General features: G+C 66.4%; 28 protein-coding genes. 24 read left to right on the top strand and 4 right to left on the bottom strand.

Annotated elements, in window-relative coordinates; all coding sequences use genetic code 11:
* The 24 genes from GGQ97_RS11710 to GGQ97_RS11590 all read left to right on the top strand — a co-directional run bounded on the left by GGQ97_RS11710 (position 1) and on the right by GGQ97_RS11590 (position 16,962).
* The gene (locus tag GGQ97_RS11710) at positions 1 to 1,623 is read left to right on the top strand and encodes an SPRY domain-containing protein (protein WP_168069788.1); all 1,623 of its coding nucleotides are present in this window, start codon (positions 1 to 3) and stop codon (positions 1,621 to 1,623) included.
* Positions 1,624 to 2,169 (top strand): head-tail connector protein, encoded by a 546-nt coding sequence (locus GGQ97_RS11705; protein WP_168069786.1) that lies wholly within the window; start codon positions 1,624 to 1,626, stop codon positions 2,167 to 2,169.
* Positions 2,166 to 2,498: a phage head completion protein gene (locus GGQ97_RS11700; RefSeq protein ID WP_168069784.1), complete on the top strand. Its 333-nt coding sequence runs from the start codon at positions 2,166 to 2,168 to the stop codon at positions 2,496 to 2,498. The genes GGQ97_RS11705 and GGQ97_RS11700 overlap by 4 nt, the downstream gene beginning before the upstream one ends.
* 8 nt (positions 2,499 to 2,506) lie before the next feature.
* Positions 2,507 to 2,680 (top strand): hypothetical protein, encoded by a 174-nt coding sequence (locus GGQ97_RS11695; RefSeq protein WP_168069782.1) that lies wholly within the window; start codon positions 2,507 to 2,509, stop codon positions 2,678 to 2,680.
* Positions 2,655 to 3,197 (top strand): HK97-gp10 family putative phage morphogenesis protein, encoded by a 543-nt coding sequence (locus GGQ97_RS11690; protein WP_168069780.1) that lies wholly within the window; start codon positions 2,655 to 2,657, stop codon positions 3,195 to 3,197. The genes GGQ97_RS11695 and GGQ97_RS11690 overlap by 26 nt, the downstream gene beginning before the upstream one ends.
* A 3-nt stretch (positions 3,198 to 3,200) precedes the next feature.
* A complete protein-coding gene (gene gp17, locus GGQ97_RS11685) occupies positions 3,201 to 3,611 on the top strand; it encodes a tail completion protein gp17 (protein WP_168069778.1) in 411 nt (136 codons plus the stop codon).
* 18 nt (positions 3,612 to 3,629) lie between these two features.
* Positions 3,630 to 4,067, top strand: coding sequence for a phage tail protein (locus GGQ97_RS11680; RefSeq protein WP_168069776.1), 438 nt, complete (start codon positions 3,630 to 3,632; stop codon positions 4,065 to 4,067).
* A complete protein-coding gene (locus GGQ97_RS11675) occupies positions 4,064 to 4,495 on the top strand; it encodes a hypothetical protein (RefSeq protein WP_168069775.1) in 432 nt (143 codons plus the stop codon). Before GGQ97_RS11680 ends, GGQ97_RS11675 begins: the two co-directional genes overlap by 4 nt.
* Before the next feature lie 220 nt (positions 4,496 to 4,715).
* Positions 4,716 to 6,575, top strand: coding sequence for a phage tail tape measure protein (locus GGQ97_RS11665; RefSeq protein ID WP_168069773.1), 1,860 nt, complete (start codon positions 4,716 to 4,718; stop codon positions 6,573 to 6,575).
* Positions 6,572 to 7,165: a hypothetical protein gene (locus GGQ97_RS11660; protein WP_168069771.1), complete on the top strand. Its 594-nt coding sequence runs from the start codon at positions 6,572 to 6,574 to the stop codon at positions 7,163 to 7,165. Before GGQ97_RS11665 ends, GGQ97_RS11660 begins: the two co-directional genes overlap by 4 nt.
* Positions 7,165 to 7,785 (top strand): hypothetical protein, encoded by a 621-nt coding sequence (locus GGQ97_RS11655; protein ID WP_168069765.1) that lies wholly within the window; start codon positions 7,165 to 7,167, stop codon positions 7,783 to 7,785. Before GGQ97_RS11660 ends, GGQ97_RS11655 begins: the two co-directional genes overlap by 1 nt.
* On the top strand, positions 7,782 to 8,231 hold the full coding sequence (locus GGQ97_RS11650) for a DUF6950 family protein (protein ID WP_168069763.1): 450 nt from the start codon (positions 7,782 to 7,784) through the stop codon (positions 8,229 to 8,231). Before GGQ97_RS11655 ends, GGQ97_RS11650 begins: the two co-directional genes overlap by 4 nt.
* Positions 8,228 to 11,083 (top strand): phage tail protein, encoded by a 2,856-nt coding sequence (locus tag GGQ97_RS11645; protein WP_168069761.1) that lies wholly within the window; start codon positions 8,228 to 8,230, stop codon positions 11,081 to 11,083. The genes GGQ97_RS11650 and GGQ97_RS11645 overlap by 4 nt, the downstream gene beginning before the upstream one ends.
* Positions 11,084 to 11,085: 2 nt before the next feature.
* A complete protein-coding gene (locus GGQ97_RS11640) occupies positions 11,086 to 11,340 on the top strand; it encodes a hypothetical protein (RefSeq protein WP_168069759.1) in 255 nt (84 codons plus the stop codon).
* On the top strand, positions 11,341 to 13,515 hold the full coding sequence (locus GGQ97_RS11635; RefSeq protein ID WP_168069758.1) for a hypothetical protein: 2,175 nt from the start codon (positions 11,341 to 11,343) through the stop codon (positions 13,513 to 13,515).
* A 51-nt stretch (positions 13,516 to 13,566) separates the two neighbouring features.
* Positions 13,567 to 13,902: a DUF5658 family protein gene (locus tag GGQ97_RS11630; protein ID WP_168069756.1), complete on the top strand. Its 336-nt coding sequence runs from the start codon at positions 13,567 to 13,569 to the stop codon at positions 13,900 to 13,902.
* Positions 13,899 to 14,180 (top strand): hypothetical protein, encoded by a 282-nt coding sequence (locus GGQ97_RS11625; RefSeq protein WP_168069754.1) that lies wholly within the window; start codon positions 13,899 to 13,901, stop codon positions 14,178 to 14,180. Before GGQ97_RS11630 ends, GGQ97_RS11625 begins: the two co-directional genes overlap by 4 nt.
* The gene (locus GGQ97_RS11620) at positions 14,170 to 14,628 is read left to right on the top strand and encodes a hypothetical protein (RefSeq protein WP_168069752.1); all 459 of its coding nucleotides are present in this window, start codon (positions 14,170 to 14,172) and stop codon (positions 14,626 to 14,628) included. The genes GGQ97_RS11625 and GGQ97_RS11620 overlap by 11 nt, the downstream gene beginning before the upstream one ends.
* On the top strand, positions 14,625 to 15,209 hold the full coding sequence (locus GGQ97_RS11615; RefSeq protein ID WP_168069750.1) for a glycoside hydrolase family 19 protein: 585 nt from the start codon (positions 14,625 to 14,627) through the stop codon (positions 15,207 to 15,209). Before GGQ97_RS11620 ends, GGQ97_RS11615 begins: the two co-directional genes overlap by 4 nt.
* Complete coding sequence (locus GGQ97_RS11610) at positions 15,206 to 15,532, top strand: hypothetical protein (RefSeq protein WP_168069748.1); 327 nt, start codon at positions 15,206 to 15,208, stop codon at positions 15,530 to 15,532. The genes GGQ97_RS11615 and GGQ97_RS11610 overlap by 4 nt, the downstream gene beginning before the upstream one ends.
* A gap of 90 nt (positions 15,533 to 15,622) precedes the next feature.
* A complete protein-coding gene (locus GGQ97_RS11605) occupies positions 15,623 to 16,228 on the top strand; it encodes a helix-turn-helix domain-containing protein (protein WP_168069746.1) in 606 nt (201 codons plus the stop codon).
* Between the two features lie 2 nt (positions 16,229 to 16,230).
* A complete protein-coding gene (locus GGQ97_RS11600; protein ID WP_168069744.1) occupies positions 16,231 to 16,398 on the top strand; it encodes a hypothetical protein in 168 nt (55 codons plus the stop codon).
* Entirely contained in the window at positions 16,395 to 16,754 is a 360-nt protein-coding gene (locus tag GGQ97_RS11595) for a hypothetical protein (protein WP_168069742.1), read from the top strand. The genes GGQ97_RS11600 and GGQ97_RS11595 overlap by 4 nt, the downstream gene beginning before the upstream one ends.
* Positions 16,711 to 16,962, top strand: a complete 252-nt coding sequence (locus GGQ97_RS11590) for a hypothetical protein (RefSeq protein ID WP_168069741.1) — start codon at positions 16,711 to 16,713, stop codon at positions 16,960 to 16,962. The genes GGQ97_RS11595 and GGQ97_RS11590 overlap by 44 nt, the downstream gene beginning before the upstream one ends.
* Before the next feature lie 117 nt (positions 16,963 to 17,079).
* Here GGQ97_RS11590 and GGQ97_RS14685 read toward each other — a convergent pair whose 3' ends face one another.
* The 4 genes from GGQ97_RS14685 to GGQ97_RS11575 form a co-directional block, all read right to left on the bottom strand.
* A complete protein-coding gene (locus tag GGQ97_RS14685) occupies positions 17,080 to 18,372 on the bottom strand; it encodes an oligosaccharide flippase family protein (RefSeq protein WP_168069739.1) in 1,293 nt (430 codons plus the stop codon).
* Entirely contained in the window at positions 18,369 to 18,932 is a 564-nt protein-coding gene (locus GGQ97_RS11580) for an acyltransferase (RefSeq protein ID WP_168069737.1), read from the bottom strand. Before GGQ97_RS11580 ends, GGQ97_RS14685 begins: the two co-directional genes overlap by 4 nt.
* Positions 18,933 to 19,208: 276 nt before the next feature.
* A complete protein-coding gene (locus GGQ97_RS14730) occupies positions 19,209 to 19,424 on the bottom strand; it encodes a zinc finger domain-containing protein (RefSeq protein ID WP_425338723.1) in 216 nt (71 codons plus the stop codon).
* Positions 19,390 to 19,752 (bottom strand): thermonuclease family protein, encoded by a 363-nt coding sequence (locus GGQ97_RS11575; protein ID WP_168069735.1) that lies wholly within the window; start codon positions 19,750 to 19,752, stop codon positions 19,390 to 19,392. Before GGQ97_RS11575 ends, GGQ97_RS14730 begins: the two co-directional genes overlap by 35 nt.
* Between the last annotated feature and the right edge of the window lies 1 nt (position 19,753).

Here is a 19,753-nt window from a genome sequence, read left to right as displayed (position 1 = left end):
ATGAGCCTGCTGCTTCTCTTTGGCGGGGGCACGCCTCCAGCAGCAAGCGTCACGCTCGACCCAGCGAACAAGCACGCCACGCTCACGCTCTCGAACGGCGACCTAACCGCGACGGGGCAGGCCGGCCACGGCGCCAATGCCAAGGTCCGCGCCACCGCCGCCAAGACCAGCGGCAAGCACTATTTCGAGGTCAGGCGGGACGCGGGCACCGAGCTCACGGTCGGCGTCCTTAATGCGGCCCAGGCCGTCGCCGGCAATGCCGAGACGCCCGGCCAGTTCAATAGCACTGGCGCCACCTACCGCGCTTCGGACGGTCTCGTTTTCATCAATGCCAACGGCTTCAGCGCGACGACCATAGGCATCCCCGCGGTCGGCGCGGTCGTCATGGTCGCCCTTGATGCCGATGCGGACAAGGTGTGGTTCGGCAAGGACGGCACCTGGAACGGCGACCCGGCAGCAGGGACCGGGGATTTTTCGTTCTCATCGGCCCTCAGCGAATATTACGCCTACATCGGCGTCTTCAATGCCGACGCGGGAACGGCCCGGTTCACTGCGGCAAGCCAGAGCTATGCGGCGCCCTCGGGCTTCGCCGCCTATGAGGCTGGCGCGGCGAGCGGGATCACAGGGACCGCGTCAAGCAGCGATGCAGCGGAGACGGCCTCGGGGTCCGGCGCCACAAGCGTTGCGGGGACTTCTTCGGCATCCGACGGGGCAGAAGGAGCGACAGGCCTTGGCGGCCCGCGGGCAATCGTGACCGGAACTGCGGGCGATAGCAGCGAAGGGCTCACGGCAACGGGTGCCGCTCCTGTCGCAGCGAGCGGCGCTGCGGTAGACGGGGCAGAGGCAGCGGCCGGATCGGGCGCGGCTCCTGTGTCCGGCGGCGGGGCGGCGGCCGACCAGGGCGAGTTAGCGACCAGCGCCGGGTCGATCGCGACCACCAATATCTCGGGCAGCGGCGCGGCAGCAGACGAAAGCGAAGGGGCCACTGGTGCGGCCACAGTCCGGGCAGCGGGCCCCGGCGGTGTCACCGATGGAGCGGAATCCGCCGCAGGAAGCGCCACAGCGCGCGTTGCGGGGCAGGGCGGTGGAACGGACGCTTCCGAGCCCCTGTCAGGGGCTGGCGCGTCTCCGGCGAGCGGTGCGGGCACAATAGCCGATGCGGGCGAGATGGCAGCCGCAGCTGGCACGGCGAAGGTCGCGGGCTCGGGCGGTGCGGCAGAGGCCAGCGAGAATGCGACCAGCCTGGGCGCTGGCCTCCTGCCAACGGTTCAAGGATCGGGCGCGGCATCGGACGGCAGTCAGGGCGCAGGCGGCTCGGGCACTCCGGTGGCGAGCGGCACGGCAGGCACGCAAGACGACGAAGAAGCTGTCCAAGGTGCTGGCCTGGTCATCACGGCGGGTGCTGGCTCTGCATCCGACGGCTCAAACCAGGTGGTCGGCGCGGGACAGGTCACCGGCGAAGGCGTCACGGTCACCCCGGCGACGGCTATCCGGCCTCGCCTGGTCGTCAGCAACGAGCGCCCGGTCCAGGTCGCAACGGTTCGGCCAGCGGCGGTCAGCGGCATTCGACCGGCACAGACATTTTTGGCCCGTCCAAGGCAGATCAGCAGGGGAAGGCGATAGATGAGCGTCACTGTCGTCACGCCCCCGACCTTGCTGCCGGTGACGCTGGAGGAGGCGAAGCTCAGCCTCAAGCGGCTCGACACTGAGCGGGACAGCGAGATCACGCTGCTGATCAAGGCCATGACGGCGCAGGTGGAGGAGGAGATCGGTATCTCCCTGATGCAGCGCACTCTTCGCTTCGTCCGCGATGGCTTCTCCGATTGGATCGCCCTGCCGCGTGGGCCGGTCGCCGAGGTGACTGCCGTCCAGTACGTCGACACTGCCGGGGTGACGCACACCGCGGCGCCCGGGCTCTACACGGTCGACCTCGCCAGTGCCGAACAGGGCATCGTCCGCAACGCCGATGCGGCCTGGCCGGATGCGCTGCCGGGCATCAACGCCGTGTCGATCACCTACAAGGCGGGCTTCCCAGTACTGCCTGACGAATATTGGGCGCTGAAGGCCGCCATCCTCACGCTGGTGCGTCACGCCTTCGACGATCCGATGGCGCCGGTGCCGCCACTGGTCGACCGGCTGCTGCAGCCGCATCGGGCCATGTTGGCATGAGCCTGTTCAGTTCGACCGCGCGCACCGAACTAATCGAGGTTCACCGTGCGACGACGGTTCGCGACGGCTACGGAGAAAATGCCGAGACGTTCGGCCTCCACTATCGCGCCTACGCCAGCGTCCGCAACGGCACCGGCGGCGAGCGGCGGCAGGCGGCGCAGGAAGGTGGAGCGCAGGCAGCTACGTTCGGCCTCACCTTCTCGACCGTCGCCGCTGGCACGAAGCTGACCGATCAGATCCAGTATCAGGGCGCGACCTGGGACATCACTTCGGCAGTCGTCGAGCCGCAAAACGCTGGCGTCGTCCTGACCGCCATCCGCGCTCAATAGGAGGCACCATGAAGGTCAAGACGCTCATCGCCCACGACAATGCTTTCGACCTCAAGCCGGTCGGAACGCACGAGCATCGCAAGCCGGTCGGTTCGGTCTACGAGCTGCCCGACAATCAGGCGCAGAACCTGATCGACCAGAAGATCGTCGAGGCGCATGGCGAAGCGAAGCCAGCGAAGTAGGCGTGCGCTTCGCCTCGAAGGGGCGACGCTCTCCAAGTCGTCAACGCAAGGCTTCGACACATTGAAGGCGGTCCTGCAGGAGCTGCCCCGGGCAACCCAGCGGACTACCCTCAAGAAGGCGGCGAAGCAGGCGCTGCAACCCACCTTCGAGCAAGCCAAGTCTTCGGCGCCGGTGCTGACCGGCCAGCTCCGGGACTCGATCTTCATGGATATTCGATTGGACGATCCGGAGTACCGGGCGCGGGCGAGGGCCTCGTTCAAGGCCAAGGGCCATGCCCGTGGCGTGAAGAAAACGAAGGGCGGCGGCAACGTGGTCGCTTCGATCCGGGTCGGTGGCCGGCAGGCGTTTCATGCGCCGTTCGTGGAGTTCGGCACGGTGAAGATGGCGGCCGATCCGTTCCTTCGTCCGGCCTTCGACGCGAACGCCGACAAGATGGTCGAGAGCTTGCGGGCAAGCCTGGAAGTCGAGGTTCGCAAGGCGGCGGTACGGCGGGCGAAGAAGCTGGCGAAAGGGTAGGGCATGGATCTCGCATCGGCCCTACTGAAGCGCCTCGACGACGACGGCGCGGTCACCGGCCTGGTCGGTACCCGCAAGCACTGGGTCACCCGCAGCCAATCCGGCGGTCTGCCGGCGATCGTCATGCAGGTCATCAGCGAGGAGCGGCCGCAAAGCCTCGATGGCTTCGACGACATGCGGACGGCGCGGGTGCAGGTCGCCGCTCTGGCGCTGCGCTACGGGGAGGCGCGCAAGGTGCTGGAGGCCGCAATCGCTGCGCTAGTGCCCGAGGCCGAAGTCACCGGCGCCGACGGCACCGCACTCTTCTGGGAAGCCTCGGTCGAAGGCCCGCGCGACACTTCGGAAGACGTCACCGGCGTCGGCCTGGTCCACCGCACGATTGCCGACCTCATCATTCGATATTCCCTCACCTGATCCTCAAGGAGACGATCAATGGCAGTTGCACCCAAGGCTGGCACCGGCGCCAAGTCTCAGTTCTTCCTGCACAACGGTACGGCGCTCACCCGGCTGCTGGGCGTGAAGAGCATCAAGTTCCCGACCCCGGAGCGCGGCGAGGTCGAGATCACGGACCTCGATTCCGACGCGGCCGAGTTCGCGCCTGACCTGCCCGACTTCGGCTCGTTCCCGGTGGTGCTCAACCATCGCGACGGATCCGAGACCGACGTGCTCCTGGCCGCGGCCGCCGCCGATCCCAACGAGCGCGCCTTCAAGATCGTGGTGGCGGTTCGCGGCGTCCTCACCAACCAGTACACCGGCGTCGCCTTCCTCCAGACCTACGAACTGCCCGAGCTCGCGCAGGGCACGGTCCAGGAAGCAACCGCCACCTTCCGCATGTCGGGCTCGCTGACCAAATCGGCCTATAGCGCATGATCGGACAGTCTCGCCTGACCGGGCCGGATGGCGAGGAGTTGGTGCTCCTCTACGACCATGCCGCTCGACTGGCGGCAGAGGACGCCGCGGACAAGCCGTTCGGCGACCTCATCACCGGCGCGTTCGCTGGCCGGCTCGGTTACCTCGGGGCGCTGCTGTACGGCGGCCTGCGGCGGCATCATCCGACGCTGACCCTCGGGCAGGCCCATGACCTGATCGGCGAGGCGGTCGGTGGCGATATGCTCCTTTCGCTGCAGGAAGGCATGGTCAAGGCGATCACCGCCTCCATGCCGGCGCGTGACGAAAGCGAGGAGGCAAACCCTCCGAAGGCGCCGGGTGGGACTGGGACGCGCTCCTCGGCGCCTGGTGCGAAGAAGGGTTCGACCCCGAGGCGTTCTGGCGGCAGACCCCGCGCAGCTTCACGGTAGCGCTGAGAGCCAGACAGAAGCGGGACCGGGACAATCTCGTCAGCCTCGCCTGGCACACTGCCGCCTTCACCCGCGCGCAGAAGCTGGCGGCCCTCGACGATTATCTCCGCCCAGATCGACACACCATCCCGTTCGATGACGACGAAGCGCTCGGCGCCGCCCTTGACCGGGTGGTCGCGCAGCACGCGGTCCTGTCTCCGACCAAGCACGAGGAATGAGCATGGCTGGTCGTGACGTCGTCGCCGAGCTGTCGGTCAACCTCACCCTCGAGACGGCTTCGTTCGCTTCCGGGGCCTCTGTCGCCGAAGCTCGCGCGAAGACGATGGAGGGGCGTCTCCAGCGCCTTGGCACCGTCGCGAAGGGGGCGGGCAACCAGGTCGCCGGGATGGCGACCGGCTTCCTTACCGGGCTCGGAACCGCTGCGGTGGCCGGACTTGGCGCGGCGGCCGTGGCCAGCCTCGATTACGCCTCATCTCTCGGTGAAACGGCGCAGCAGCTCGGCGTCACGACCAAAGAGCTGCAGTCCTACCGGTACGCCGCGACCCAGGCGGGCATCGAGCAGGGCACGATGGACCAGTCGCTGGCCAAGCTCACCAAGAACCTGGGTGAGGCAGCGAGCGGGACCGGGCCGGCGGCGGCCGCCTTCGAGCGGCTCGGGATCAGCACCCGCAACGCCGATGGCAGCTTCAAGACCGCTGGTCAGGCGATTCCCGAAATCGCAGAGAAGCTGAAAGGCATCGCAAACCCGGCAGAGCGCGCGGCGATCCTGACCGACCTGTTCGGCAAGTCCGGCCAGAAACTGCTCCCGCTGCTGAGCGACGGCGCCAAGGGCGTGAACGAGCTGGCGGGCGCGGCCGAGAAGCTGGGCATCATCATCAGCGACGAGCAGATCGCCAAGGCCGACGAAGCGGCCGACAAGCTGGCGGCTTACAAGCAGGTGCTCGGCGCGAAGATTGCGATCGGCACCGTCACCGGACTTGATGCCCTTACTGCTGCGGGTGACTTCCTCGATCGTTGGGCTGCGGGAAGCAACGCGGCGGTCAAGAGCTTCGTCGACAGCACGCGCATCGGATTCGAGAACGTCGGCAAGGTGGTCGGCTTTCTCAAGAACGTGTTCACCGGCCTTCCCGCCGCAGTCGGCGGCGCGCTCGCCAATATGCTCGGCCAGGTCAGCGCCCAGCTTGGCGCCAAATTCACCAGCATCATCGAAGGCGCGAAGGCCAAGGTCGAGCAGCTTCGGCAGACCTTCTTCAACCTGTGGGACAGGGTCACCCGCCGATCCTACGTGCCCGACATGGTCGACGACATCTCTCGCGAGATGGACCGGCTCGGTCCGGACATGGTCGACAAGGCAGCCAAAGCGACTGCCGCCGCAGGGGGCAAGTTCAAGACGCTGCGCGACGAAGTAAACGCCCTGATGGGCGAGCTCTTCCCCGAGATCGAGCGCGCTCTCGAACAGGGGGTCAAGCTCGACACCATCATCAAGGGCTTGAAGGGTGGCATCCTCAACGACGACCAGGCCGCCGATGCTACCCGCCGACTGTGGGGCGCGCAGGACATCATGCCGACGGGGGTCGGTGCGCCGACGCCGGAAGAGCTCGACATCAGCGAGGACGTCGAGCGCCTGAAGGAGCAGTTCGAGGTGCTTGGCGATGGCGCCGGTAAGCTTTCGGAGAAGTGGGAGGGCGCCGCGCAGGCCATCGTCGGGCTGGTCCAGGGCCTGTTCGGCGGCAGCAAGACTGGCCGCCTGTTCGGCGCGCTGCTGCAGGGCGGGCTCGGCATCGCCAAGGCCTTCGGCGGGTTCCGCGCCAACGGCGGGCCGGTGGTGCCCGGCAAGCATTACGTGGTGGGCGAGAACGGGCCGGAATATTTCAGCCCAGGCCGCCGCGGCATGATCACCCCGGCCAACGACGGCGGCGGGTTCGGCCGCATCCAGATCGTGCCAAGCCCCTATTTCAATGCGGTGGTCGATAGCCGCGCGTCGAACGTGGCCGCTCCGCTGGCGGGCCGGGCAGCAATGACCGGCGCGGCCGGCGGCATGGCCGGAGTGGCGCGGCAGAAGCAGAGGGCCATTCCTTGATCGACCTCCCGCTCTCGCCCGCGCCGCGCGGCGTCACGCCAACGCCCGTCGACTTCGGCGCCCTGCTGGAGGGCCCGCTCGGCGGTGAGACGCAGCGCGTTGAGCGCCAGGGCAGCCGCTGGGCGGTGCAGGTCGATATGCCACCGATGAAGCATCCCACGGATGGCCGCGTGTTCGTCTCGCGGCTGGTGCGCGGGATCTCGGAAGGCGTCCGCATGGCTTTCCCCCTGCTCGGCTTTGACCCGGGAGCGCCGGGCAGCGCGGTCGTGTCGGGAAGCGGACAGAGCGGCCGCACCCTCAACATCAAAAGCGCCACTGCGGGCTACGTGTTCAAGGAAGGGCAGTTCTTCAGCCTGGTCCGCGCGGGTCGCCACCACCTCTATCAGGTCGGCACCGACGCGACGGTCAGCGGCGGGGGCACGGCAACGCTTTCGATCTGGCCGATGCTCCGGGCGCAGCACCTCGACGGCGACGTCCTTCACGTCGTCCAGCCCATGATCGAGGGCTACGTCGCCGCCGATCAGCTGGCTTGGGAGATGGCCCTCGGCGACTTCACCTCGCTCAGCTTCACCATTCGGGAAGCCGCCTGATGTTCGAGGCCAGCCGTGTCGGGCTTATCGCGCTCTTGGAAATCGAGCATCCCGTTGCGACCATCCGGCTTTGCGACGGGGGCTTCCTCAACTGGCCGTCCCGCGGCACCTTCGTCAGCCGCGATCCCGCTTACGGCGTGCTCGGCTCGGTCGATCCTGCGGGGGAGTCGGTCGGCGACGAGGCTCCCGGGGGCAGGTTCTCGCTGCTCCCGCCCAGCCCGGCCACTGCGGTCAGCCTCGCGCGCGCCGATGCGCAGGGTTCGCCGATCCGCATGTGGATGGCCGAAGCCAACCCGGACACCGGCGCCCTGATCGGCGCGCCCGAACTGCTGTTCGTCGGGATGATCGACACGGTCTCGATCAGCCTTGGCCGCAGCGCCGCCGAGGTGACCATCGAATATGTCAGCGAGGCCGAGAAGCTGTTCATGATCAACGAGGGCACCGTGCTGAGCCAGGCCTCGCACCAGCGCGCCTGGCCCGGCGAACTCGGGCTGGCCTATGCCACCAACGTTCCGCTTGCCGTGCCGTGGGGGATCAATGGCCCGGCGCGGGGCAGCACCTATTACAGCGGCGGTGGTGGGGGCGGGTCTATCTTCTCCCCGTACGTGCAGCAGCGATGAGCAAGCGGAAGATCGTGCACCCGCTCATCAAGCGCAACCGGGCGCTGGAGAAGACGAGGGCTCGCTTCGAGGGCAAGCCGTTCGTGTTCGGCAAGACCGACTGCCTCAAGCTGGTGCGCTATCATCTGGTCCACATGGGGCACCGCGGCCTCCCCGTTCCGCCCAGTTATTCAACCGCCCTGGGCGCGCGCAAGGCATTGAAGGCACAGGGGGTGGCGACCTTGTCCGAACTGCTCGACCGCTATCTTGAGCCGATCGCTCCTGCTGAGATGCTTCCCGGCGACGTCTGCATGGGCGCGGCGGAAGCGGGTGACGGTGACGACGGTTTCGGGGAGACGTTGGGCCTCAGCCTCGGGCAGAAGGTTTGGGGCTGGCACCCCGACGCGGCCGCCATCGAAGTTCTGGAAGTCGGACGGCAGGCCATCCAGCGAGCCTGGCGCGCATGAGCAAATTCGCTCGCGCCATCAGCGTCGTTGCCTCCGTGGTGGCGGTGGTCGCGCCGCTGATCCCCGGCGGCCAGATCGTCGGCGCGGTGGCCGCGGCCGTCTCGGCCACCGCCGGCGGAATCGCGGTGGCGACCGCCAAGCAGAAGAGGCCGGGCGCCGTCGGCGGGGTCAACACCGTGATCATCGGCGCAAACATGCCCATTCCGTACGCGGTCGGGCGAACCTTCGTCGCGGGCGCGCAGGTCTACGAAGACAGCGGCGGCACGAATGCGGGCGGAGTGGTCAACGCCGTCAAGCAGCAGGTTCGCATCATCACTGCGGCAGGCCCTGTCGACAGCTTCGAGAGCTTCCTGGCCGACTTCGTGCCGATCAGCTTCAGCGCGGGCGTCTACGGCGGCGCGACCGGCTACTACCAGAACGTCCTCGACAACCAGGTCCGCTACGGTGCTCGGCCCGAGACGGCGCACGACTACAATGTCACGCCAATGCCCAACTGGGGGTCCGCCTACAAGCTGAGCGGAAACGCCAGCTACCGGGTGGCGATGTGGTTCGACAAGGATGGCGAGCGCTATTCCGGCGGCGTCCCGCAGTTCGGCATGGTCGGGAAATGGGTCAAGGTCTACGATCCACGAAAGGACAGCACTTATCCCGGCGGATCCGGCGCGCACCGCTTCGACGACGAAGGCACGTGGGAGTGGTCAGAGAACGGCGCCCTGCACGCGCTGGCCTATGCCCGCGGCCGCTTCATCGAGAAAAACGCCGACGGATCAGCCAAGGTGCCGCCGGTCAAGATCCTTGGCTGCGGCTTCGTCAAGGAAGCGATCGAGCTGGCGGACTTCGTCGAGGCGGCGAACCTGGCCGAAACCAACGGGTGGACCTGCGGCGGCATCGTCTACGATGGGCCCGGGATCAGCCGCTGGGACAACCTCAAGCGCTTCTGTGAGACGTTCGCCGCGCAGCCGGTGATTTCGGGCGGGCGCCTGCGCCTCAAGCTGTTCGCGCCCCGCCCCAGCCTGTTCACGCTGACCATCACCGATGTGGTGGGCGAGCTCGAACTGCGGGCGATGAAGCCGTTCCAGGAGCGGCGCAACTCGGTGATCTATCGCTATCGCAGCGAGGCGCACCGGTGGGAGCATGTCCAGGGCGAGCCGGTCACGGTCTCGACCTACCTCGCCGAAGACGGCGAGCTGCGCAGCGAAGAGGTCAGCTACGACCTCGTGCAGGACAAGGACCAGGCGGCCGAGCTTGCCGCGGCACGGCTGATCGTCGATCGCCAGTTCGGACCCCTCACGCTTGCCTGCAAGCCGCGCCTGATGCGCTATCGCCCGGGTGAAGCAGGGACCGTCAACATCCCCGAGGCCGGTCTCATCAACCAGAAGATGGTGATCACCGGGCGGCAGGTCGACCCGGCAACCGGTGTCGTCACCTTCACGATGGAGAGCGAGCCGAGCGAGGCGGAATATGCCTTCGCGCTGGGACAGATCGGGACCGCGCCGCCGACGCCGGTCATCCGCTCGCCCGAAGAGGTGGACCAGACCGCCAGCGACTTCCAGCCTAGCGGCGGCCTGAGTGACGAGCAGTTGGCGCAGATCGCCGCGCTGCAGGGCCTCGTCGATGGCACGGTGCAGTTCTTCTATTCCCCCTCGGAGCCGGGAATCGGCAGCGGCGGCGTCACGATCACCAATTTGCTGTTCGAGAACGGGGTCGACGTCCTCGCGCTGGAGAATGGGACCGACCTCCTCCAGTTCGAAGCGGCGGCTGGAACCGGGAACGCGGTCGAAGGCGACATCTGGTACAATCCCGACCTCTCGGAATGGCGGCAGCTGGAAGGCGGCGCCTGGGTCATCAAGCCCGGGTTTGGCGCGGTCGGCGCGGCGCTGATCGCGGCGGCGGGCGTCCAGGCCTTGGCCGACGGCAAGGCCACCATCTTCTATTCCGACAGCGAGCCGACCGCGAACGGCATCGGCGACCTGTGGATCAAGCAGGGCGGGGCGGCACGAACCGTCAAGAGCTGGAACGGCACGGCGTGGGAGTTGCTGTCCGAAATCGGCGCGCAGGTGGGCAGCGATGTCGTGCCGGCGTCGACGTCGTACCCGGTCCAGACTTCGGCAACCGGCGCCGTCAAGGCGGGGCAGCTTCCCCGCACGATCAGCGCCAGCCTTATCCGCAACGGCGCCGCAGTCACCAACGGGGTGACCTGGCACTACCGCGTCGTCTCCGGCAACTTCAACGGCAACACGTCGGCGGCGGGTTGGATCGCGGTGACTGGCGGCGGCGACCTGGCGCTCGACATGACGACGGTCGGCGCGAGCGGCGCGAAGATCGAACTGCGAGCGGTCTACCTGCAGACGACCCGCACGGCGCCTGTCGACATCCCGATCGTGTCGGACGCCCTGCCAAGCGGGGGCGGCGGCGCAAGCGGCGCGGGCAGCGCTTCCTCGATCAGCGGCTTCGTGCCGACCACCGCCGCCTCGAACACCTACGGCACTTCCGACAATCCGTTGCCGGTCGTCACCACCGGATCAGCCGGCACGCTGGCCATGACCGCCAACATCACCGCGGCTCTGACCGGTATCGCCACCACCGCCTCGGCGACGCCCTACGGTTTGTTCCAATATCGCACGGTGGGCGGGACGTGGACCGACGCTGGCGCCGAGGAGATGGGCACTGAGGTTACTTCGTATCGCGACCTCGAAACTTCTACCTACGAGCAGCAGCCCGGCGTCCTGACCTTCTCGCGGGAAGTCACCCTCTCACCCAACACCTCCTACGAGACGCGGCTGCGGCTGCGGGACAGCAGCACTGCCCGGGCCTTGTCCTTCACCGGCAGCGCAGGCGCGCAGGGAGCTTAGGAATGGCCCATTTCGCCGCCGTCCACCGGGAAACCCAAGAGGTGATGTGGACGCAAAACCCGCACGCGCTTGGTGCCGAGTGGGAGTGCCACAGGCTGTCCCGCGCGCCGACCGAGTTCGATGAGTTCGACCTCAAGAATACCCGCCTGAAAGCCAACCCCGCCCGCAAGGACAAGGCCGCCCGCAAGGCCCTGTCACTCGAAGAACGTGTCGCGAGCCTGGAAGACCAGATCGCTCGCCTGATGGAGCCCAAGTAGATGGCCAACAAGAAGCTCACCGACGGCTCGGTGCCGGCGGCGACCACTGCCACCGGATTGCAGCTGTACGGCGTGCAGGACGGCGCCACCAAGCGGGTCGACGCGGGACTGCTGGGCGGCGGCGGGGGCGGGGCGGGCTCGGTCTCTTCCCGGACTCAGCTCGCCAGCAGCACGGCCACGGCCGACTCCGCGACGTTCGTGGCGGAGACGGGCATCGAGGGCACCTTCAAATTCACGGCAGGCAACCAGTCGGCCAAGGTCACCGCCGATGTCGACAAGGCCCTGGTGGTGGCGCCGACTGCGGCCTCGACCGGCGCGAGCGGTGCTCACATTCGGGTCGTCGACCGCGAGTATAAGGCAGAATGGTGGTTGAATGGCGCCTCGGCCAGCGTCGGGGTGCCGCTGCGGCGGATGCTGGCGCAGGTTCCGGCAGGGGCGAGCATCCTGATGCCGGCCCGGGAAATCAGCACCGAGCTTGCCCTCTATGCCCACCAGGCCAACGTCACGCTGAAGGGAACCCGCGGCCTGAGCGTGCTGCGCGAGGCGGCGGGCGCCAACATCGCCGCCACGGCCAACAACCTCTTCTGCTTCACCAACAGCAATTGCACCGCCGAAGGAATGACGTTCGCGCCTGCCCGCCACACACTGGAGGCCGGCGGCGAGTTCGGCCTGGCGTTCGGTTCCTACTATCGCAGCAAGGGCGGCAATGGGTCGGTTGCTGCGCTGGCCGGGCCCTTGGTCAACCCGCGGGTGATCGACTGCGACTTCATCGACGGGTCGGAGGGTCTGATATTCATCGCCGACGACAACGGCGGGATCATCCGCATGATCGAAAACCCGGTGGTCCAGGGGTGTCGCTTCCGCAACCTCGACTATCAGGGTCTTTCCCTCTTCGGCATCACCGGCGGTGACGTCTCCGCCAATGAGATCGAAATGGCCCCGCATCGGGTCAACGGAAGTGGGCAGGCTTACGGCTTCGCCTGCGTCATGCGCGTGCTGGCGGGATCGTCGGGCTATCGCATCCACCACAACCGGGTGAAGGGCCTGGGCCTCAATGCGGTGGCCGGATCCGACGGTCGCAGCTCGTTCATCTACTTTTGCGGCATGGCGCTGGGCCCGCTGCGCGGAAAGGGATTGTACGGCGGCCAGGTCGACCACAACGATGTCCGCGATGCACGGATCATGTGGCAGTTCGCCGAGGGGCCGCGCGGCCAGCTACTGCTGGAAAGCAACACCCTCACCAATCCCGACACCAACACCCTCACGACCAGCTTTCCGGCGCTGTGCGAGCCGACGGCACCCCCGGCAGGCTTTCCATGGGCGTTCGACGAACTGGTACTGCGCAACAACCGTTACCGGGGCGTGAATGACGGCTTCAACGGCATGGTGGGTCACATCGAGCGTCTCGAAATGGACGGCGAGCGACTTAAGTGGGGCGCCAAGACGCCGGACGGATCGGCCGCCTGCGTCAGGACGGTGACCTACAGCTACAGCATCCCCTTGAAGGAGGCGCATGTTCGCGGCTGTCGCTTCGACTTTCCGGATGCGGCCTCTGAATGCTATTTCGAGCTCGACCTCGCAGACGCCGCAAGCCGTGGGTCGGTGGTGGGCAACGAAGGCCCTCCGGGAACTCCGCTATATGGCTACGTCGCAGCGAGCGGCTCCGGACTGATCCGCACGCAAGTCGGCGGAAACTATGCGGCTGTGGCCTCCCTGGTGACCCCTGGCGACAACAGCAAACTCGCGGCGGTAGCAGGTGGCGGCGGCGGCGGCGGATCCACCCCGGCCCAGCGCGCGCCCAACACCACGTTCGACAATGCGACGGGCGTCACTCTTGGCGCGGGCGCTTCGATCAGCGGCGGCCAGTTGCACTTGGGAACCACGCAATTCGCGACGACGTCTCAAGCGTTGACCGGGCCATTCCTTGAAGGCGAGCAATACCAGATCGTCGTCGACGTCTTCGCGCTGGGCGACACGGGTCCGGTCGTGCAGATCGGCCCAAGCTGGGGTCCGGGCGCGGTGAACAACCGGCAGCTGGTGGCTGGCGTCAACACCTACACCGTCACGATCAGCGCCACTCATGCGGGCAATGACATGAGGCTCGACTTCTACCCGGGCTTCGGGTCGGCGACGCTTGAAGCACTGATCAACGGCGTCACCGTGACGAAGGTCTAGACGCTCCGCCTGCCTAGCGAACGCCTTCGCCCAATATCAAGGAAGCACTCCATGAACATCGCGCTCGTCGCGGCGATCGTCCTCGCCGTGCTGCAACTGCTCGACCTGTGGTCGACGCACCTGTTCCGTTCGGTCGGCATCACCGAGGCCAACCCAATCTTCGGCCCGACCTTCAACAAGCGTCCGTTCTGGCTCGCCGCAGTCCTCAAGCCGCTGGTGTCGGCGGTGCTGATCGTGGCGGCTTGGCTTGCCGAGGACACCATCAGCCGAGCCGTGCTGGCGATCACGGCCACCCTGGTGGCGGGATATTACCTCGACATTGTGATTGGCAACTTCCGGGCCTGGCGCCGCCGCAAGGGCCAGTCGGGCGGGGGTCGAGCAGCATGACAGCGCTGTTCGTCCTCGCCGGCATCATCTGGGCCTGCGTGTTGGCTTACGCCCTGCCCGGCGCGCTGTCGGCGTTCGGCAGATCGCCCCGCAGAGGCGACCCGATGCGGGCCGGGGTGGCGTGTATCGCGATCATGGTTCTTTCCGGCGCCTTGCGCTGGCTGCTCGCCCCGGATGACCTTTCGCTGCTCGCCGCCGTCTTCGTGCTGGTCTGCTGCACCGGCGTCTTCGTGCTGATCCTGATGCGGACCTACGGGAGGGGCGGCCATGTTCGATAGCATCTTGGTCGCGGTGGGCAGCTCGTTCGAGCGGGCGCCGTGGGGTTGGGGCCTGCTGGCGCTGCTGGTGGGCGGATATTTCAAGCTGAAGCCTGTGCTGGTCGAGCTCGCCAACAAGCGGGAGCGCGACCTTCTCGAGGAGCGTGCCGAAGAAATGGCCAGTATGCGTGAAAGAATGGAACGGCTGGAGGAAAAGCTGGCCGCCGCAATGACCCGCCTTGCGATCGCCGAAGAGGAAACCCGGTCGGTGCGGCATGATTTGGCGTCCACCGATCAACTGTTCGGCAACTTCCTCGACAGGGTGCGCGCCAAGCCCAACGACGCCGCCGCGATTGCCTCCGTGGTCGCCGACGAGTGGCGCCGGGCCAAGGACCGGGCCGAACGTGAGCGCGTGCGGCTGGCAGAGCTGCGGTCTGCCGCGCTGGCCAAGCAGGTATCGGCGCCATGACCATCGAGGCAAGCCGGCTGCAGGCCCGCCTCGGCCTGAAACCCGACGGGATCATCGGGCCGGACACCCTGACCCAGCTGTTCTATAAGTGCGGCGCCGCGCCGGAGCGGGCCCGGGAGCTTGGCCTGTCGGCGAACGTGCACTTCCGCACCGCCGGCATCCTGGCCAACCCGCTCCGCCTTGCCCACGCGATGGCGCAGCTGATCCATGAGAGCGGCGGCTTCCGATACATGGAGGAGATTGCCAGCGGTCAGGCCTACGAAGGGCGTAAGGATCTCGGCAATGTCCGGGCGGGCGATGGCAAGCTGTTCAAAGGCCGCGGTCCGATCCAGTTGACCGGGCGCCGCAATTACCAGGTCTACGGCGCCCGGCTGGGCATCGATTTCGAGCGGCATCCCGAAGTTGTCGCGCTGCCGTCGATCGGGCTGATGGTCGCCTGCGAATATTGGTCGAGCCACAAGCTCAACGCCTTGGCCGACGCCGACAACCTCCACGCCATCACCCGCAAGATCAACGGCGGCCTCAACGGCCTCGCCGACCGCGCCGCCGCGCTGACCGAGATGAAGGGATTCCTGCTGTGAACGAGCGCCAATGGTTCACTGTCGGGCTGTTCGGCCTCACCGCCGCGATGCTGTTCATGGCCTGGCTCAACCCCGCGCTGTGGGACGTGAAGCTGTTCGAGGTGATGCTGCAGGCGGTGGTGATCACCGGCCTGCTCAACATGGCCGCCGCCTTTCACTTCGCCGCCAACAAGAACGACGAGAAGCGGGTCGACAACACTAGCGCCGCGTTCCGGGCAATCGAAGCCGCCGCCAGCCAACCACCGGCTGGCGCAGCGCAGGCCGCAGAGCAGGTGGCAAACGCTGCCCAGGACGAAGCGGCAGCGATCAAGGGCGAGCGGTGACCACGCACCGGGCGGTCGGCGGTGGCTGACTATTGCCCGCACTGCGAACGGCCGTTTGACGAGAGCGCCAAGGTCTATCGCCGCGGGCCGGTGACGTTGGTCGGCAACGTGCTGAGTTGGGGAAGCGAAGCGGTCAGCCTCACACCGGCGCAGGTCAAGATCATGCGGCCGCTGATCCTTCGCGGGGAAGCAAGCCAAGACTTCCTAGCCCTCGAGCTCGAGCATGACGGTCTGTTCGACGTGAAGAACCAACTCACCGTGCAAGTCTCGCTCCTGCGCTCTCGGCTGAAGCCATACCACCCGCCCTTCGAGATCAAGGCCGCCTACGGCTTCGGATACTACTTCCATCTGACAGGAGACAAAGTGATGCCCGAAGAACTCCCGATCCCCGAAATCACGCAGGTCTCCATTCGGTCGCAGCCCGCGCTAGACACCGAGGCGCTGAAACCCGTTCGTATGGCGCCGCGCACCAATGCCTTTCGCGCCGAGGTCACCGACCTGATGAAGAAACACGGCAAGAACGACAGCGCGGCAATGCTGGCGGTTGCGGCGCATGTCGTCGGCACGGCGCTGGCGGTCCAGAACCCGAAGAAGACCAGCCCGGCCCATGCCGACAAGATCATCCGCGTCAACGTCACCGCCGGCCTGCTCGCCAGTCAGAACGAGCTGCTGAAGCCTGGCAAGCTGGGAGCCTGATCATGGGTAAATTTCTCAACCACATCGCCGACGCCTTCACGGGCAACAAGCGGCAGACCAGTGATGCCATCCTCTCGATCGCGCAGCGCGGTCGGGCGGCCGAGGGGCAGCTTCCTCCCGAGGACGTGCTGCGCCTCTGCATGTCGGTCATCTCGCAGGCGCGGAAGTGAACCGCGCCACGGCTCTCGCGATCGCCGTCACGGTTGCGATCATCGCCATCATCCTCCTGCTCAGCCAGTGCCAGACCATGCGCAGCCGAGCAGGGCAGGAGAGGGTGGAGGACGCCCAGGCCGGCGCCGCGACCAACAGCGCCGCTGATGCCATCGCCACTCAATCGAATGCCAACCAGCGGGAGCGGGCTTCGGCCGAGCTCGACCGCATCAACGAAAGGTCCATTCGCAATGCTCCAGGTGCCGATGCCGAGGTCGATCCTCGCGCTGCTGATGCTGGCCGCCGGGCTCTCTGCCTGCGTGACGCCTACCGTGACCAACCAGCCTGCAAGCTGCTCTTCGCTGCTCCCCGCTGACTGGCGGCAGGGGATTGCCCCGGCGCCGCTGCCAACTGGCCAGACCGTCGCCGACTGGATTGTCTTCGGCGATCAGCAGACCGGGCGGCTCGATCAGGCCAACGGGCGGACCCGCGATGCGATCGAGGTGGTGGCCCGCTGTGAAGAGCGCGACCGCGCCGCGGTGAGAAGCGCCACGCGGCCGCGTCTGTTCGGGATCAGGCTGTAGACTGGTGTGTGAAGCGGGTGCTGGGGAGCGCATCTGGCACATAGCGCTCGACCCAGCCCCTATCCCCCGAGCAGGACGATTCGCTGGGTACGCGGCGAAATCCTACACGCCAATAGGCTAGACGGGCGAGGCCACCGGTCGTCCAATTACTGTGCAATCGATCCCAAGCTTCCGGCGAACGTAGAGTGCCATCACCACATTCCACAAAGTAAGGCCGAAGGCCGCCCCAGACGCGGCTCCCACAGCGCCAAATTGAGGGATGAGGACCAGCTCGAGCGCAACGGTGAGGACGAGCGTGACGAGCAAGATGCCAAGCGCGGCCCGTTCATGGCCGGTGAGGATAGTAAGGTAGCCTGCGGAGCCCGTCGCTGCATTGGCAAGCGCGCCGATCAGCAGCACATTTAGCACGGGCGCCGAGGCTGTGAATTCCTTCCCCCATAGCTGCAGAAGCCAGGGCCCGACGAGAAGAAGCCCTGCCGCGAGGGCTAAGGTTGATCCGAAGCACAGCCTTGCGCTGACCTGCGCAATCTTGGCCAACCCTTCCTTGTCGCCGCTGTGGAAGGCCGCAGCGATGCGGGGACCGGTCACCGTTACGATCGCAGTCATGCCTAGCGCAGCCAAGCTCGAAAGCCGCTGCGGGGCCGCGAAGAGCGCGGACGCCGCGGGCGAGGCAAGCGCACCTAGCAGGATGACCTCTATCTGATTGAGCGTTTCAAGCACCACGCTCATGATCGCGACGACCCAGCCCATTCGAAACCACAGCGCGCGCTGACCTTCCAGTTCGCCATTGGCCGGCACGCTGCTGATCAGACGGGTTGACCGCCAGAACGCCAAGAGCGTTGCGGCAGCGAGGCTGGCGGCGGTGAAAAGCATCCCGGCTGCTGCGTCAACCTTGGCGCCGACGAGGCAGGCGCCGCCCAGGAGAGCAATGATTAGCAGCGGCCTCAGCAGCTGCTCGTAAAACTGGCTCTCGAAGATGTGATCGAAGGAGCGCAGGACGGCGGACAGGACGCCGATAAGCGCGAGAGAGATGGCGACGAATGCGGCCCCGCTGGCGAGCAGTAGAGGCATGGTCGGTGAGACTGCCAGCCACGCCATCGCCGCCAGGCAGAGCGACGCCCACCCCGCCAGCATGGTGCGAACCGAATAACGGAAAAAGGCTCGCAAGGGTCGGCCGGCGCTGTTCTGCCTATAGATAGCGACGAATTTGGTTGCCGTGTTGTCGAAGCCTAGCCGCACCGCAATCGCGGCGATCGAGGCGTAGCTGAAGGCGATCGAGTAGGCGCCGAACTCGTCAATCCCGAGCGATCGTGACAGCAAGATCGTGGCAGGAAAACTGAGGGCGAGCCCGAGAACCCTGACGACGAGAGAGACGCTGCTGCGATTGACGAGGGTTCGAACCTCGCTCACTCGCTGTCGGCCAGAGGCCTGGCCTTCGCCGGGACACCGACGGCAAGGAAGCGAGCCGGAACGTCGGCTCGCACCACCGCGCCTGCCCCCACCACGGCCCCCGCGCCGACCGTCACCCCCTTCAATACGACTACGTTGGTGCCGAACCATACGTTGTCCCCAATGAATATCGGCTTCGTTGTTTTCTGCTGGTCGCGATAGAGTTTCGCGCTGGAGATGCCGTGATCTTGGTCGCGAATGGTCGAGTAGGCGGCAATCAGAGCGTCTTGGCCGATCGTGATGCGCTCAGCGGCAACGATAATGGTTCCTTGTCCGATATAGCTGTCTGCCCCAATCGACAGTTCTCCCTCGCTGTCCACTGTGGCAAAGCGATCGATGACGACGCGGTCGCCAATCGCGAGCTTGGCGCCAGGCACCATGCGAAGTCGAGCCCCTCTCTTCAAGATCACACCCTTGCCACATTGGAAAGACGGATAGCCTATCCGGAATACGGAAAGGCGAAGGGCAGATGAAAATCGCTCGAAGACCTGCGGCAGATTACGAACGACGCGTCGAAGCAAGACGAATATCCTTTTAACAGCCGATTCAAATCAAGTCTGGGATTAGACAATTGACATAAATAGCAAAATGCCGACTGCAAAAAGCGGTGCGAGTAAACACCCGGTGGGCAAGTGCGCTGCTCCGCTACTAAAAGTGTCTTTTCCCCCGTCCTTGAGGAAAGCGCGAATAGAGAAGCCTGCGACTATCAAGCAGAGCACGAGAAGGTAAGGCATGTATTCCATCATGCTCACCTATCTCAGCCCCTCGCGCAGGTCGACCTTCGAACCCAGCGCTCCCTAGCGCCGCCTCACGCCCCTGCTTTCCCGAAATCGCCGGTTCTCCTCAAGCGACGACGCGGCCGTGTCACCGCCCGCTGCCTCGACACGCTGGAAGTGGGGGAGGCCAGCATAGCGCCCTTCGCGCGGACAGGGTTCGCCAGAGGTTGCATTGCAGCGCGGGCAGGAAATGGCGAGGGGATCAGAGGCCACAGGCTCGCCTGACCCTCCTGCCATTGTCGTAGCGAGCGATGTAGCGAACGCCTGACACGCGAAGCATCCGGCAGTTGAGATTTACGCCACCGGCGTAGGCCATGCCGAGACGCCGGCCATAGCGATCCCGGCCCACGGTCTCGACCCGCACAGGGCCGAGGCGCAGCGCCGATTGCATGGCCTCCTTGGCCGCGCGTGCCTGGTGATCGCTGCAGACGTGGTCGCCGAAGCCTTGGCGACATGGCCGCGAGCGCTGATAGTCCGGCGCGTCGATGCCGAGCAGGCGGACCTCGCCGAGATTTCGGCAGCGAAAGCCATCGCCGTCGATCACGGTGGCGGCGAGGCAAAGCATG

Source organism: Sphingomonas kaistensis, from assembly GCF_011927725.1.
Classification (GTDB): Bacteria; Pseudomonadota; Alphaproteobacteria; order Sphingomonadales; family Sphingomonadaceae; genus Sphingomicrobium; species Sphingomicrobium kaistense.
Note: the sequence above shows the minus strand (reverse complement) of the source record. Positions and strands in the feature narration are given on the sequence as shown.

Coding starts and splice junctions, on each gene's coding strand:
- GGQ97_RS11710 (WP_168069788.1), top strand. CDS start 1: ATGAGCCTGCTGCTTCTCTTTGGCGGGGGCACGCCTCCAGCAGCAAGC.
- GGQ97_RS11705 (WP_168069786.1), top strand. CDS start 1,624: ATGAGCGTCACTGTCGTCACGCCCCCGACCTTGCTGCCGGTGACGCTG.
- GGQ97_RS11700 (WP_168069784.1), top strand. CDS start 2,166: ATGAGCCTGTTCAGTTCGACCGCGCGCACCGAACTAATCGAGGTTCAC.
- GGQ97_RS11695 (WP_168069782.1), top strand. CDS start 2,507: ATGAAGGTCAAGACGCTCATCGCCCACGACAATGCTTTCGACCTCAAG.
- GGQ97_RS11690 (WP_168069780.1), top strand. CDS start 2,655: ATGGCGAAGCGAAGCCAGCGAAGTAGGCGTGCGCTTCGCCTCGAAGGG.
- gp17 (WP_168069778.1), top strand. CDS start 3,201: ATGGATCTCGCATCGGCCCTACTGAAGCGCCTCGACGACGACGGCGCG.
- GGQ97_RS11680 (WP_168069776.1), top strand. CDS start 3,630: ATGGCAGTTGCACCCAAGGCTGGCACCGGCGCCAAGTCTCAGTTCTTC.
- GGQ97_RS11675 (WP_168069775.1), top strand. CDS start 4,064: ATGATCGGACAGTCTCGCCTGACCGGGCCGGATGGCGAGGAGTTGGTG.
- GGQ97_RS11665 (WP_168069773.1), top strand. CDS start 4,716: ATGGCTGGTCGTGACGTCGTCGCCGAGCTGTCGGTCAACCTCACCCTC.
- GGQ97_RS11655 (WP_168069765.1), top strand. CDS start 7,165: ATGTTCGAGGCCAGCCGTGTCGGGCTTATCGCGCTCTTGGAAATCGAG.
- GGQ97_RS11650 (WP_168069763.1), top strand. CDS start 7,782: ATGAGCAAGCGGAAGATCGTGCACCCGCTCATCAAGCGCAACCGGGCG.
- GGQ97_RS11645 (WP_168069761.1), top strand. CDS start 8,228: ATGAGCAAATTCGCTCGCGCCATCAGCGTCGTTGCCTCCGTGGTGGCG.
- GGQ97_RS11640 (WP_168069759.1), top strand. CDS start 11,086: ATGGCCCATTTCGCCGCCGTCCACCGGGAAACCCAAGAGGTGATGTGG.
- GGQ97_RS11635 (WP_168069758.1), top strand. CDS start 11,341: ATGGCCAACAAGAAGCTCACCGACGGCTCGGTGCCGGCGGCGACCACT.
- GGQ97_RS11630 (WP_168069756.1), top strand. CDS start 13,567: ATGAACATCGCGCTCGTCGCGGCGATCGTCCTCGCCGTGCTGCAACTG.
- GGQ97_RS11625 (WP_168069754.1), top strand. CDS start 13,899: ATGACAGCGCTGTTCGTCCTCGCCGGCATCATCTGGGCCTGCGTGTTG.
- GGQ97_RS11620 (WP_168069752.1), top strand. CDS start 14,170: ATGTTCGATAGCATCTTGGTCGCGGTGGGCAGCTCGTTCGAGCGGGCG.
- GGQ97_RS11615 (WP_168069750.1), top strand. CDS start 14,625: ATGACCATCGAGGCAAGCCGGCTGCAGGCCCGCCTCGGCCTGAAACCC.
- GGQ97_RS11600 (WP_168069744.1), top strand. CDS start 16,231: ATGGGTAAATTTCTCAACCACATCGCCGACGCCTTCACGGGCAACAAG.
- GGQ97_RS14730 (WP_425338723.1), bottom strand. CDS start 19,424: ATGGCAGGAGGGTCAGGCGAGCCTGTGGCCTCTGATCCCCTCGCCATT.
- GGQ97_RS11575 (WP_168069735.1), bottom strand. CDS start 19,752: ATGCTTTGCCTCGCCGCCACCGTGATCGACGGCGATGGCTTTCGCTGC.